Source organism: Bradyrhizobium sp. Leo78 (assembly GCF_059512425.1).
In genome coordinates this window covers 187,287-201,161 of the sequence record NZ_JCAMOT010000010.1, presented here as the reverse complement: position 1 = coordinate 201,161, position 13,875 = coordinate 187,287, and the positions used below count along the sequence as shown (strand labels likewise).

Below are 13,875 nucleotides of genomic sequence, written 5' to 3'. Positions count from 1 at the left end.
CCTGGCTCCGGAACCAGAGAGAAAACAAACCCTTGGCTGACTGTCAAACCCGAAATACCGCGTCTGGCAAAGAGCCGCGTATAACCGGGCCGGCTAACCGTTTGTTCAGCGGTGGTTCGCTAATTTCGCGCCGCAATGCAACCGGCCGGCCGATGTCGCGGATGAAAAAACAGCTCAGAAAAACCGTTATCCGCGCCGGGCTCGAAGCGCTGTATTTCTCCGGAGCCCATTTCCTGCTGCGACCGATCTTCGCAGGCGTCGGGGCGGTTTTCATGCTGCACCATGTCCGGCCACGCCGCAACGATGAGTTCCAGCCGAACCATCATCTCGAGGTTGAACCGGAGTTCCTGCGCGCGATGCTGGAGCATCTGCGCTCGCTGGACATCGACATCGTCACCATGGACGAGATGCACCGGCGGATGACCGAGCGCGATTTCGCGCGGCGCTTTGCCTGCTTCACCTTCGACGACGGCTATCGCGATAACCGCGACCATGCCCTGCCTGTCATGCGCGAGTTCGACGCGCCGTTCATTGTCTACGCTGCCAGCGATTTCGCGGAAGGGACCGGCCGGCTGTGGTGGATCGCGCTGGAGCAGGTGGTCGCCAAGGCAGCCGCGATCGAGGCGCCGGTCGGCGGAGCGATGACGCCGATCGATACTTCGACGCCGGAGGCGAAACACACCGCCTTCGAGCAGTTGCACGACTGGTTGCGGAGCTTGCCGGGCGAGCAGGATGTCCAGCGCGAGGTTTCGGCGCTGTGCGCACGCCATGATGTCGACGAGACGACGATCGCGCGCAAGTTCTGCATGTCCTGGAACGAACTGAAGGAGTTCGCCAACGATCCGCTGGTGACAATCGGCGCACACACCATCACCCACTGCAATCTCGCCCGGCAGTCCGAGGACGTGGCGGCGTTCGAGATGACCGCCAGCCGGGAGCGGATCGAAGCGGCGCTGGCGCGGCCGGTGCTGCATTTCGCCTATCCCTATGGCGACAAGATCGCGGCCGGCCAACGCGAATTCGCGCTCGCCAGCGCCGCGGGCTTCAAGACCGCCGTGACGACGCGGCCGGGCATGATCTTCCCGGAAAGCGCCGACTACCTGACCGCCCTGCAGCGCGTCTCGCTGAACGGCAACTACCAGGACGCGCGCATCATCCCCGTCCTCACCTCCGGCGCCGCCACCGCCGTCTGGAACGGCTTCCGCCGCATCGACGCGGCGTAGCTTTTCTACCCTCGCTACGGCGCCCTTCCCTTCTCCCCTTGTGGGAGAAGGTGGCGTGGACGCAGTCCACGCCGGATGAGGGGTTGTCTCCACGGGCGCAGGTGTTCGTGGAGAGAACCCCTCACCCAAGCGAATTTGCCGTAGCGCCGGAGCCGCCCTCTCCCACAAGGGGCGAGGGCGCATCAACTTGCAGCCTTGAAGTTGTGATGATTGGCGAGCGAACAAAGCACGCGAGCTGCTCCGCGTTGCGGGTACTTCCTTGACTCGTCTCGATGCTCCTCTCACAACTTTCGGCAACGCAGTTTGGAGGAACGCATGTTCAAGGATCTGTTTTCACTCAAGGGCCGCATTGCGCTGGTGACGGGCGGCTCGCGCGGCATCGGCAGGATGATCGCCGCGGGCTTCCTCGCGCAAGGCGCGGCCAAGGTCTACATCACCGCGCGGAAAGCCGGGCCGTGCGAAGAGACGGCAAAGGAGCTTTCGGCCGAATATGGCGGCGAGTGCATCGCACTGCCGATCGACATCTCCAGTCTCGCCGGCATCGAGATGCTGGCTGCGGAGATCAAGAAGCGCGAGCCGAGGCTCGACATCCTCGTCAACAATGCCGGCGCGGCATGGGGCGCGGACTTCGACGAGTTTCCGGAAAGCGGCTGGGACAAGGTGATGACCCTCAACGTCAAGGCGCCGTTCTTCCTGACCAAGGCGCTGGCCGCACCGCTGCGCGCGGCCGCAAGCGCCGAGCGCCCAGCGAAGGTGATCAACATCGCCTCGATCGACGGCATCTTCGTCAACCCGCTGGAGACCTATTCCTATGCCGCAAGCAAGGCCGGCTTGATCCACCTGACGCGGCGGATGGCGGTGAAGCTGATCAAGGACCACGTCGTGGTCACGGCGATCGCGCCGGGACCTTTCAAATCGGACTTGAACCGCGCGGCGCGCGACAATGCCGATGAGGTCGCGACGAAGGTGCCGTCTGGCCGGATCGGCACCGACGAGGACATGGCGGGTGCTGCGATCTATCTCGCCTCCCGCGCCGGCGACTATGTGGTCGGCGCCACCATCACCGTGGACGGCGGCATCGTCTATGCGAATGCCGGAATCACGGGCAGCGGGTGGGATAGCTGAGGCTAAGATCGCGTTCGAGCTCGCGGCAGCGTCACTCGTATTCGTGGTCGGCGCGCGGCGCGTTGGGCAGTTCGCGATCGAGCGCCTCCCGGTATCGGAGGCAGCCTCGCAAGAATTTCGGCCATGGCGGGACGGCGACCTCCGGCGCAACCCGCTCGGGAAGCAGCCCCCACATGTCGGGATGATGCCAGCACAAATCGTGACCGGTGCTGTCCCGGTGCGCGCGGATACCTGCCCGCAAGCGTTTCACCTCCGCGACCAGTTGGTCGCGGTCCATCCCTTCAAGGTCATGGTCGGGGTCCATGCCGTCTTCTCCCCGAATGCCCGGTTTATGACTCGATCTTCACATACTCGAAATCGCCGGGCTTGTTGTCGATACCTACCTTTGGTGGTGAGATCCAGGAGGCGAATTTCCCGATCTCGGTGACGGGCTTCATCAGCGAAGCCACGAACTCGCCATCTTCGATGGTCGGCAACCATTCGTTCTTGCGTTTGTTCCAGGTGGCATCGTCGATCAGGATGCCCTCGGGCGTCGCCTCGACATCCTTGAACTCGCCGATGGCGCGGTGGAAGGCGACGTGCGGCACCGCGAGCTTGAAGTCGTAGCCTGATGTCGAGATCACCTTGTTCCAGCGCAGCATGCCCTTGACGCAGTCCTGGGTGTAGTCGTCGCGCAGGCGCATGTTGAGCGCGGTCAGCGCCGGTTCGTCGACCAGCTTGAGCTCGCCGTCGATCAGCTTCAGCACCGGATAGGTCGAGTTCTGGAGCTGGTGATCGTCCTCGATCGTCGTCTCCTTGTAACGGCCCTTGATACCGGCGTTGAAGGCGTTGGCAGCGTTGGTCGAGACTTCGGAGCCGAACAAATCGAGCGACAATGAATAGTGCAGGTTCAATTTCTTCTGGATGGTCGGCAGGTCGATCACCCCGAGCGCCCGCACCTTCGCGATATCGGTCGGGTCCTCGATGCCGGCCTCCCGCATCGCCTCGCAGGTCCGCTGCACGACGCGGCTGATGCCGGTCTCGCCGACGAACATGTGGTGCGCCTCTTCCGTCAGCATGAAGCGGCAGGTGCGCGACAGGGGGTCGAAGCCGGATTGCGCCAGCGAGTGCAACTGCATCTTGCCGTCGCGGTCGGTGAAATAGGTGAACATGAAGAAGGAGAGCCAATCCGGCGTCGCCTCGTTGAAAGCGCCCAGCATGCGCGGCGCATCGGCATCGCCCGAGCGGCGGCGCAACAAATCATCCGCCTCCTCGCGGCCGTCGCGGCCGAAATATTTCTGGAGCAGATAGACCATCGCCCAGAGATGGCGGCCCTCCTCGACATTGACCTGGAACAGGTTGCGCATGTCGTAGAGCGAGGGCGCGGTCTTGCCGAGATGGCGCTGCTGCTCGACGGAGGCCGGCTCGGTGTCGCCCTGGATCACGATCAGCCGGCGCAGCATGGCGCGGTGCTCGCCTGGCACTTCCTGCCAGGCCGGCTCGCCATAATGGGCGCCGAACGGCACCACGCGGTTCTCTTCCTGCGGCGCCAGCAGGATGCCCCAGCGATATTCGGGCATCTTGACGTAGTCGAACTTGGCCCAGCCACGCGGATCGAACGAATAGGCGGTGCGCAGATAGACCAGCGATTGCTGGAAGCCTTCCGGCCCCATGTCGCTCCACCAGTCCATGTAGCCGGGATGCCAGCCCTCCAGCGCCTTCAGGACCTGGCGATCCGCCGACAGGTTCACGTTGTTCGGAATCTTGGTCGAGTAGTCGACGTTCATGATGTTGACGTTCATGGCAGCCTCCTTGGGGCATATTCTTTCCGTCATGCCCGGGCTTGTCCCGGGCATCCACGCCCTACCCTCCCTCGACGAAGGAAGACGTGGATGGCCGGGACAAGCCCGGCCATGACGCGGCAAATCTTTAAACCCTCGTCATATCGAACTGCGCCTTCTGGCCGGTGCCGTAGCGGCGCAGCGCGCCCTCCTCGCCGACCGCGTTGGGGCGCTGGAAGATCCAGTTCTGCCACGCGGTCAAGCGCGCAAAGATTTTCGATTCCATGGTCTCGGGGCCGACGAAGCGCAGGTTGGCTTCCATGCCGGTGAGGCCGTCGGGGGAGAAGCTGGTGCGCTCCTCCAGGAACACGCGCACCTCGTCGTCCCAGTCGATGTCGTCGAGCGCGAAGGTGACGAGGCCGAGCCCTTCGGCCTCTTCCGCATCGAGCGCCTTGCCGATCGCGCCACGCGCCCGCTCAAGATCGGATGGGTCGGCCTGGAAGCGCGATTGCAGACGGGTGAGTCCGTGGCTCATCGGATAGGGGCCAAAATTCATCGCGGTGAGCTGGATCGCGGGCGGCGGACGGTTGTCGCCCTCGCGCGAGCCGATCAGCATGTAGGAGCGATCGGCGGCGAACACGAGTTCGGCGAGCGTGCCGACGAAGCAGGAGCCGGGCTCGACCAGCGTCACCAGCGTGCGCGAGGTGACGTCGATGCGCTTCAGCACGCGCTTCCAAATGTGCCTGATCTCGTTGACCAGCCAATGGGACTTATTGGCTTCCAGGAAATCGTCGTAAGCGACGACATGAGCGGGATCGCCGTGGCTCTTGAACACCAGCATCGCGATCCCGAGCTCATTGATGCGCAGATGCAGGATCGCGTCATCGAGCTCGCGCGCGACCTGCAGCGGCCAGAACGCCGCTCCTTGCGCGATCAGACCGTCGATATCGGACGGCGGCGCGGCCTCCGGCGCCTGGATCGAGATCGTGGCGATGCGTGCGGCGCGGTCGATATCGACGCTGACGAAGCCATAGCGGATGCTGTTCTCGTCGATCACGCGGTTGAGAGGCGAGAGCGTAATCCCCTTGCCGCTGCCGTTGCGCGTCGACTTGGCGGCGAATTCCTTGACGCGGTCGGCGAGCTTGCCTTCCAGCTTGCTGTTCGGCGCGATCTCGTCGACGAGGCGCCACTGCACGGCGCGCTTGCCCTTGATGCCTTCCTCGATGGTGCAGAAGAAGTCGGCATGGTCGCGGCGCACCTTGCGCTTGTCGACGACACGCGTCAGCCCGCCGGTGCCCGGCAGCACCGCGAGCAGCGGCACTTCCGGCAGCGCCACGGCGGCCGCGCCGTCGTCGGCGAGGATGATGTGGTCGGTCGCCAGCGCAAGCTCATAGCCGCCGCCGGCCGCGGTGCCGTTGACGACGGTGATGAAGCGCTGGCCGGAATTCTCCGAGGAATCCTCGATCCCGTTGCGGGTCTCGTTGGTGAATTTGCAGAAATTGACCTTGTGCGCGTGCGTCGAGCCCGCGAGCATGCGGATGTTGGCGCCGGCGCAGAACACGCGGTTCTTGCCCGAGCGCATCACCACGACCTTCACATCGGGATGCTCGAAGCGCAGCCGCTGCACGGCGTCGGCGAGTTCGATGTCAACGCCGAGGTCGTAGGAATTGAGCTTGAGCTGGCAGCCTTCGAACAGGCCGGCATTCTCGTCGACGTCCATGGTCAGGGTTGCGACCTCGCCGTCGACATCAAGCTTCCAATGCCGGTACCGGGACGGGTCGGTCTGAAAATCGATGTATTTCGCGCCGTTCGCGAGCACGCGATCCTCACCGGCCATGAGCCACCCTTGTGCGTTATTGGTTATCTGGATATGCACAATAATGCATGTTTTGGAATTGGTCTAGTCAAAAACGCGAGAACATGCACTTTGCTTCATGTTCCGGCACTCGGCCAATGGCCTAGGCCGCTTGCGGCTGGTCGGTCCGCAACGCCGCCTCGGCGAAATCCGCGATTGCGTTGAGCGTTGCCTCCGGCGCCTCGCGGTGCGGCGAATGTCCCGCGCCCGGAATGACCGTAACATCGACCGGGCAGTAGCACTCTTCCTTGGCGATCTCGGCCTGGCGCAGCGTCCCGTACTGGTCGGCCCCGCCCTGCAGGATCGCGATGGGTACGCGGACATAGGCGAGGTATTCGGAAATATCCCAGTCCCGGAATTTCGAATCGAGCCAGGCGCCGCTCCAGCCGTAGAAGGCGTTGTCGACATCCTTGTGCCAGCGCGCCAGCTTCTCCTTCAAGTTCGTACTCTCGTACATCGTCTTGATCTCCGCGATCGACTTCACCGAGATGTCCTCGACGATGAAATGCGGCGCGATCAATGCGATGCCCTGCAGGCGATGGTCCTGGTGCGAGCCGGCGTAGATCGCCGCGATCGACGCACCGTCGGAATGCCCGACCAGAAGCCCGCGGCGGAAGCCAATGGCATCCAACAGCTTGGGCAGCACCTCCTGCGCCTCGGCGTGCATATAGTCGAGCGGCCGCGGAAGCTTCACAGGGCTCGAGGCGCCATAGCCGGCGCGCGAATAGGCGAACACGCCGGCGCCGGTCGCTGCCTGCAGCTTCTCCGGAAAGTCACCCCACAGTCCGACCGAGCCCAGGCCTTCATGCAGCATCACGATGGTTGGTGCTGCGTCAGGAGCCGGACCGATCATGCGGTATTCGAGATCGGAGCCGTTGATGGTGAGGAAGCCGTTGGGTGCGAGCGTCATGCCACTACTTCTTCTCTTCGTCATGCCCGGGCTTGTCCCGGGCATCCACGTCCTTCGTGCCAATCGTCAAGACGTGGATGGCCGGGTCAGGCCCGGCCATGACGGCTAGCTACTCAATGCCGCAGCTTGAAGCGCTGGATCTTGCCTGTCGCGGTCTTGGGCAAGCTCTCAACCACCTCGATCCAGCGCGGATATTTCCACGGGCCGATCTTCTGCTTGACGTACTCCTTCAGCGTCTCGTGCAGGCCATCGGTGTTCGCGTCCGCGCGCAGCACCACAAAGGCCTTCGGCTTGAGCAATCCTTCCGGATCGGCTTCCGGCACGACGGCGGCTTCCAGCACGGCAGGATGGGTGATCAGCGCGCTCTCCACCTCGAAGGGCGAGACCCAGATGCCGGAGACCTTGAACATGTCGTCGCTGCGGCCGCAGAAGGTGTAGCGGCCCTCGGCATCGCGGATGTATTTGTCGCCGGTGCGGGTCCAGTGACCCTCGAAGGTCTGCCGGCTCTTGCTGCGCTGGTTCCAGTAGCCCTCGCCGGCGGAAGGCGCATCGATCAGGAGTTCGCCGACTTCACCATCCGGCACATCGGCGCCTGACTCGTTGACGAGGCGCACCTTGTAGCCGGGGACGGGACGGCCGGATGAGCCATACTTGATGTCGCCCGGCGCATTCGACAGGAAGATGTGCAAGAGCTCGGTCGAGCCGACGCCGTCAAGGATATCGACGCCGAAACGCGCCTTCCAGGCATTGCCAACGGATTCCGGCAGCGCCTCGCCGGCGGAGGTGCAGATGCGCAGCCGCTTGCCCGCGGGCATCGTCTTCGACGCTTCATCGTGCAGCATCGACGCGAACAGCGTCGGCACGCCGTAGAAGATGGTCGGGTGATATTTGTTCATGAGCGCGAACATCACCGCAGGCGTCGGCCGCTCCGAGTTGAGGATGGTGGTGGCGCCGACCGACATCGGGAAGGTGAGCGCGTTGCCGAGGCCGTAAGCAAAGAACAGCTTTGCCGCCGAGAGCCCGACGTCGTTCTCCTGGATGCCGAGCACCTGCCTGGCGTAGGTCTCGGCCGTCGCGGCGAGATTGGAATGCAGGTGGCGCACGCCCTTGGGCATGCCGGTCGATCCTGACGAATAGAGCCAGAACGCCGGCTCGTCCGGATGGGTCGCGGCGGTTCTGAAGTCATCGCCCTCGCGCGCCAGCTCGTCGGAAAACGTCTTGTGGCCGTGCGCATCCTTGCCGGAGACCACGACATGCTCGAGGTCAGGCATCCGCCCGACGATGTCCTTCACCATCGGCAGCAGCGCTTCGGAGATGAACAGCACCCGCGCGCGGCAGTCGGCGAGCACATAGGCATATTGATCCGCGGTGAGCAGCGTATTCAGCGGCACCGGCACCACACCGGCGCGGATCGCGCCCAAGAACACGATCGGAAAATCGACCGTGTCGAGCATGATCATCGCCACCCGCTCCTCGCGGTGGACGCCGAGACGGCGCAGCAGGTTGGCAAGGCGACGCGTCTGTCGCTGCAGCTCGCCATAGGTGAGTTGCGAGACGGTGTCGTCGAAGACGAGCTTGTCGCCGCGGCCCTCGTCGACATTGCGGTCCAACAGCCAAGTCACCGCGTTGTAGGAGGTGCCGCTCATGCCCTGCTCCGTACGCCTACGCGCGCCACGACGTCTCTCCCCAGATTTTAAGAATTATAATTCATAGAAAGCCACTGGAGCGGCTTGCTGTCAATCCTCGTCGGCACTATCCTTCCTGCGACTCCTTTGCGGGGGGACATGACAGACCAAGGCGATCCTGAAACCGATTTCCTAGAACAGCTCGGCCGGCGCGTGCGCACGATGCGCGCGCTGCGCGGCATGTCGCGGAAAGTGCTCGCCAAGGTTTCGGGAATTTCGGAGCGCTATATCGCGCAGCTCGAAAGCGGCAAGGGCAATGTCTCGATCGTGCTGCTGCGCCGGGTGTCGCACGCGATGGGCGCGCATCTGCAAGACCTGATCCCTTCCGCTGAGCCGGCGCCGGACTGGGCCGTGATCCGCGACCTCCTGCGCAAGGCAACGCCGGAGCAGATCGCGCATGCCAAGGACATCCTCGCCGGCGGCAGCGCATCCACGCCGCGGCGGTCCTCATTCTCTGGCATCGCGCTGATCGGGCTGCGCGGCGCCGGCAAGTCCACGCTCGGCAGGATGCTGGCGAAACGAATCGGCTGGAGCTTTGTCGAGCTCAACAAGGAGGTCGAGCGCGAGAACGGCCTCTCCGTCGCCGAGATCATCGCGCTTTACGGCCAGGAAGGTTTCCGGCGCATGGAGCAGGCCGCGCTGAAGCAATTGCTCGCGCGGAACGAACTGATGGTGCTCGCCACCGGCGGCGGCATCGTCTCCGAGCCGTTGACCTTCGACCTGATCCTGTCGTCGTTCTACACGATCTGGCTGAAGGCCGAGCCGGAGGAACACATGGCGCGAGTGCGCCGGCAAGGTGATCTGCGGCCGATGGCCGACGATCGCTCGGCGATGGCCGAGCTGCGCAATATCCTGCTCAGCCGCGAGCCGCTTTATTCCCGTGCAACGGCCGTGGTCGATACGGCCGGCCTTTCCGTCGATGCCGCAGCCGCGCGGCTGATCGAAGCAGTGACGCCGGTGCTACAGAACAAGGCGCGCAGTTTTGGATTGCGCAGCGTGGCGATGTAGTTACGCCAACCACGCAACTCCCCGTCGTCCCGGGCTTGACCCGGGACCCATAACCACAGGCCTTTGTTGTATGCTCCGCTGCAACTGCTTGCTCGCGCCACAACCTCTCCCTGTGGTTATGGGTCCCCGCCTTCGCGGGGACGACAGTCGTAGAATGGAAAGAGCGAAGCGCAACCCGGGCTACACGCTTCAGAGCAACCTGCCTTTCACATCCTCCGCTCCCTCGCGCAGCAGCGGCAGGAAGCGTTCGATCAACTCTTCCGTCGGCACGCGGTCGACATGGGCGCCCATGTTGATGGCGGCAACAATAGTGTCGTCGTAGCGGCGCACCGGCACCGAAATCGAGCGGAAATGCGGCTCGGCTTCGCGGTCGACCAGTGAATAGCCCTTTTGCCGATCGGCGATGATGGCGGCGAGCAGCCGCTTCGGGTCGGTCACCGTCTGCGGCGTCAGCGCCTCGCGGCGCATCGCCTTCAACCGCATTGCCAGTTCTTCATCGCGGAGCCGGCCGAGCATGGCGCGGCCGACCGAGGTGCAGAAGGCCGGCAGGCGATAGCCGATATCGAGACCGCTGGAGAACATCCGCGCCGGGCTGCCGCGCGCGACGAACACCACCTCGTCGCCATCGAGCAAGGCCAGCGAACTGATCTCCTGCGCCGCGCTCGCGATACGATCGAGCACCGGCTGCAGCACCGCGATCACCTGGTTCGAGCGCAGGTACGATCCTGCGAGCGTCAGCACATGCGCCGTGAGCGTGAACAGCTTGCCATCGGTTGCGACGAACCCGCCGCGCTCCAGTGTGAACAGGATGCGCCGCGCGGTGGCGCGCGGCAGGTCGGCGGCACGCGCCAGATCGCTCAGCGTCGCAGGGCCGGTGATGGTGCCGAAGATCTGGAGCAGCCGCAGCCCACGGTCGAGGCTTTCGACGAAATCGGTGGCGCGCTCCTCGCGATCTTCACGCTTCAGCTTCGGCATAGGCCCGCCCCTGGCGGCGCGGATCAAAAATTGGGCTTGCCGCCGTATTGAGCCATGGCATAATTCGCCCATTCGTTCAATAGGCGAACAAATCCAGATACCCGGGAAGGAACGCCGCCATGATGAGCCAGGAGCAGAACGACCTGATCACCCGCACCGGGCCGAAGGATCCGTGCGGGAAATTGATGCGGATGTACTGGCAGCCGGCGGCGCTGGTGGACGAACTCGAGGGGCCGCGGCCGGTGCGTCCGGTCAGGCTGCTTGGCGAGAACCTCGTACTGTTTCGCGACGAGAACGGCCGCTACGGCCTGATCGACCGCCACTGCGCGCATCGCGGCGCCGATCTCGCCTTCGGGCGGCTCGAACATGGCGGGCTGCGCTGCGCCTTCCACGGCTGGCTGTTCGACGTCACCGGTCAATGCCTGGAGACGCCGGCCGAGCCGAAGAACTCGCAGCTCTGCAAAGGCATCCGGCAGCGCTCCTATCCCGTGGTCGAGAAGAGCGGCATCCTCTGGGCCTGGCTCGGCGAAGGCACCCCGCCCGCCTTTCCGGAGATCGACTGCTTCGTGGCGCCCGGCAGCCACACCTTCGCCTTCAAGGGTCACATGAACTGCAACTGGCTGCAGGCGCTCGAAGTCGGCATCGATCCCTCGCACGCCTCCTACCTGCACCGCTTCTTCGAGGACGAGGACACCTCGACCGCATACGGCAAGCAGTTCCGCGGCGCGTCCGCGGGATCCGAGATGCCGATGACCAGGATCCTGCGCGAATATGACCGGCCCATCATCAATGTCGAGCACACCGAATATGGGCTGCGGCTGATCGCGCTGCGCGAACTGGACGAAGCGCGTACCCATGTGCGGGTGACCAACCAACTCTTCCCGCACGGCTTCGTCATTCCGATGAGCACGGAGATGACGATTACGCAGTGGCATGTGCCTGTCGATGACGAGAACTGCTACTGGTACGCGGTCTTCACCAGCTACACGGCACCGGTCGACAAGAAGAAGATGCGCGACCAGCGGCTCGAACTTTACGAGCTGCCTGACTACATCTCGCGGAAGAACAGGTCGAACGATTACGGCTTCGATCCGCACGAGCAGATGACGGCGACCTATACCGGCATGGGCAACGACATCAACGTCCACGACCAATGGGCGGTGGAATCGATGGGCCCGATCCAGGACCGCACCAAGGAGCATCTCGGCCAGAGCGACAAGGCGATCGTGCAGTATCGCCGACTGCTGCGGCAGGAAATCGAAAAGGTGTCCGGCGGCGAGAAGCCGATGCTGTTCCTGGACGAGGCGACATCCCGCAGCATCCAGGGTCCCGCGACCATGGACGGCATCGGGCCGACCCAGGGTTGGGAGCTTTACTGGATGGAAGTCGACGTCAAGCGGCGCCGCGGCGCGCCGTGGGCCGCGCCGGTGCCGAGCGAGATCGCCGGCAAGGTGCGGCATCTCTCGGCGGCCGAGTGATGCTGCTTTCCCCGTCATTGCGAGCGAAGCGAAGCAATCCATCCATCCACACGCGCGGAGGCAATGGATTGCTTCGCTGCGCTCGCAATGACGATCAATGCAAAGGAACAGCGCGTTGAGCTTTGTCCAGCGTCACGGCCTGTGGTCGGATGAGCAAAAGGCGGCGGCGGCGCGCGTCCGCCGCATCGTCGAAGAGAAGAACCTCGAAGTTGTCAGGCTGTCGTTTCCGGACCAGCACGGCATCCTGCGCGGCAAGACGCTGATCGCGAGCGAAGCAGTGCGCGCGCTGGAAAGCGGCTGCTCCATCACCACGACCATGCTGGCGAAGGACACTTCGCACAAGACGGTGTTTCCCGTATTCACCGCCGGCGGCGGCTTCGGCATGAAGGAGATGGAAGGCGCCGCCGACGTGTTGATGGTGGCCGACCCCACTACGTTCCGGATACTGCCATGGGCGCCCACGACGGGCTGGCTGCTCTGCGACATCTATTTCAATGACGGCCGGCCGGTGCCGTTCGCGACGCGCAATCTCTATCGCAGGGTGCTCGAGCAGCTCGGCGCGCGCGGCTATGACTTCGTTGCCGGCCTCGAGGTCGAATTCCACCTCTTCAAGCTCGACGACGCGCATATGGCGCCGGAGGATTCCGGTCAGCCGGGCCGGCCGCCCTCGGTGAGCCTGCTCTCGCACGGCTATCAGTATTTGACCGAGCAGCGCTACGACCAGATGGAGCCGGCGCTGGAGATCATCCGCCGCGACGTCCTTGCGCTCGGCCTGCCGCTGCGCTCGGTCGAGGTCGAGTTCGGCCCGAGCCAGTGCGAGTTCACGTTCCAGCCGACCGCAGGCATCGAGCCCGCCGACACCATGGTGCTGTTCCGCGCCGCCGTGAAACAGATCGCGCGGCGGCATGGCTATCACGCGACCTTCATGTGCCGCCCGAAGCTGCCGAACGTGTTTGCGTCGGGCTGGCACCTGCATCAGTCGCTGGTGTCGCGCACAAGCGGCGAGAATGCACTCATGGCGAGGGAGCCCGACCAGGCCTTGAGCCCGTTCGGGTCCTGCTATCTCGCCGGGCTGTTGGAGCATGCCCGCGCCTCCACCGTGTTCACGACGCCGACCATCAACGGCTACAAGCGCTACCGCTCCTACTCATTGGCGCCGGATCGCGCGATCTGGGGTCGCGACAATCGCGGCGTCATGATCCGCGTGCTCGGCGGCGCGGGCGATCCCGCGACGCGGCTGGAGAACCGGATCGGGGAGCCGGCCGCCAATCCCTATCTCTACATGGCCTCGCAGATCCTGTCGGGGCTGGACGGCATCGACCGCAAGCTCGATCCGGGGCCATCGGCCGACACTCCGTACGAAACCAAGGCGGCGCTATTGCCAAAGAGCCTGCGTGAGGCGGTGTTCGCACTGAGCGACGATCCGTTCTTCCGTGAGGCGCTGGGCGCGGAGTTCGTCGATTACTACGTGCACATCAAGAACGCCGAGATCGAGCGCTTCCAGGCCGAAGTCTCCGACTGGGAGCATCGCGAATATTTCGAGATGTTCTGAGGGGACGGACGCCGCGAACAAGGACAGTAGACCTCACCAAATGACGGCGATATTCCTCACACGCGCGTGAATCGGTTTCGTGCATTGTCGCCCGACGAAATCCACTATGGCCGCAACGAAACCATTTTGCCAAGCCACGAAAATCTCCTGAAAGAATAAGGGGTCAACCTACCCCTCCATGATCAACAGCGGAGTTCGATCATGTTGGCATATTTCTTCAACATCATTTACCGCTTCGCCTGCCGCGCCAGCCTTGCGCAAATGGGACGGCACCATCTGGGCCGCTGACATCAAAGCATTTATG

11 protein-coding genes are annotated in these 13,875 nt (G+C 63.9%); 5 read left to right on the top strand and 6 right to left on the bottom strand.

Translation table 11 applies throughout. The features are described 5' to 3' along the window. Positions 1-161 precede the first annotated feature (161 nt). Positions 162-1,223 (top strand): polysaccharide deacetylase family protein, encoded by a 1,062-nt coding sequence (locus tag AC5ZG1_RS15950; protein WP_496133440.1) that lies wholly within the window; start codon positions 162-164, stop codon positions 1,221-1,223. A 315-nt stretch (positions 1,224-1,538) separates the two neighbouring features. After that, the gene (locus AC5ZG1_RS15945) at positions 1,539-2,348 is read left to right on the top strand and encodes an SDR family oxidoreductase (RefSeq protein WP_130229146.1); all 810 of its coding nucleotides are present in this window, start codon (positions 1,539-1,541) and stop codon (positions 2,346-2,348) included. 31 nt (positions 2,349-2,379) lie between these two features. On the opposite strand, the gene AC5ZG1_RS15940 is transcribed toward AC5ZG1_RS15945, so the two are convergent. From AC5ZG1_RS15940 to AC5ZG1_RS15920, 5 genes are all read right to left on the bottom strand, one after another. Further along, positions 2,380-2,652, bottom strand: coding sequence for a hypothetical protein (locus AC5ZG1_RS15940; RefSeq protein WP_456640676.1), 273 nt, complete (start codon positions 2,650-2,652; stop codon positions 2,380-2,382). Positions 2,653-2,677: 25 nt separating this feature from the next. After that, positions 2,678-4,129: a benzoyl-CoA 2,3-epoxidase subunit BoxB gene (gene boxB, locus AC5ZG1_RS15935; protein ID WP_496133439.1), complete on the bottom strand. Its 1,452-nt coding sequence runs from the start codon at positions 4,127-4,129 to the stop codon at positions 2,678-2,680. A 127-nt stretch (positions 4,130-4,256) separates the two neighbouring features. Beyond that, positions 4,257-5,945 carry a 2,3-epoxybenzoyl-CoA dihydrolase gene (boxC, locus tag AC5ZG1_RS15930; RefSeq protein ID WP_496133438.1) on the bottom strand — a complete coding sequence of 563 codons (1,689 nt, stop codon included), beginning with the start codon at positions 5,943-5,945 and terminating at the stop codon, positions 4,257-4,259. A 121-nt stretch (positions 5,946-6,066) separates the two neighbouring features. Continuing rightward, positions 6,067-6,873, bottom strand: a complete 807-nt coding sequence (locus tag AC5ZG1_RS15925) for an alpha/beta fold hydrolase (RefSeq protein ID WP_496133437.1) — start codon at positions 6,871-6,873, stop codon at positions 6,067-6,069. Between the two features lie 113 nt (positions 6,874-6,986). Beyond that, entirely contained in the window at positions 6,987-8,519 is a 1,533-nt protein-coding gene (locus AC5ZG1_RS15920) for a benzoate-CoA ligase family protein (protein WP_496133436.1), read from the bottom strand. Between the two features lie 138 nt (positions 8,520-8,657). On the opposite strand from AC5ZG1_RS15920, the gene AC5ZG1_RS15915 reads away from it, so the two are divergent. After that, the gene (locus AC5ZG1_RS15915; RefSeq protein WP_456640671.1) at positions 8,658-9,566 is read left to right on the top strand and encodes a helix-turn-helix transcriptional regulator; all 909 of its coding nucleotides are present in this window, start codon (positions 8,658-8,660) and stop codon (positions 9,564-9,566) included. Between the two features lie 189 nt (positions 9,567-9,755). Here the strand turns inward: AC5ZG1_RS15915 and AC5ZG1_RS15910 are convergent, their stop codons facing one another. Beyond that, on the bottom strand, positions 9,756-10,541 hold the full coding sequence (locus tag AC5ZG1_RS15910) for an IclR family transcriptional regulator domain-containing protein (protein ID WP_456640670.1): 786 nt from the start codon (positions 10,539-10,541) through the stop codon (positions 9,756-9,758). 119 nt (positions 10,542-10,660) lie between these two features. Here AC5ZG1_RS15910 and AC5ZG1_RS15905 point away from each other — a divergent pair, with 119 nt between their 5' ends. Both AC5ZG1_RS15905 and AC5ZG1_RS15900 read left to right on the top strand, forming a co-directional pair. After that, positions 10,661-12,019 (top strand): aromatic ring-hydroxylating dioxygenase subunit alpha, encoded by a 1,359-nt coding sequence (locus AC5ZG1_RS15905; RefSeq protein WP_496133435.1) that lies wholly within the window; start codon positions 10,661-10,663, stop codon positions 12,017-12,019. A gap of 115 nt (positions 12,020-12,134) precedes the next feature. Next, entirely contained in the window at positions 12,135-13,571 is a 1,437-nt protein-coding gene (locus AC5ZG1_RS15900; RefSeq protein WP_496133434.1) for a glutamine synthetase family protein, read from the top strand. The last annotated feature ends 304 nt before the right edge of the window (positions 13,572-13,875 follow it).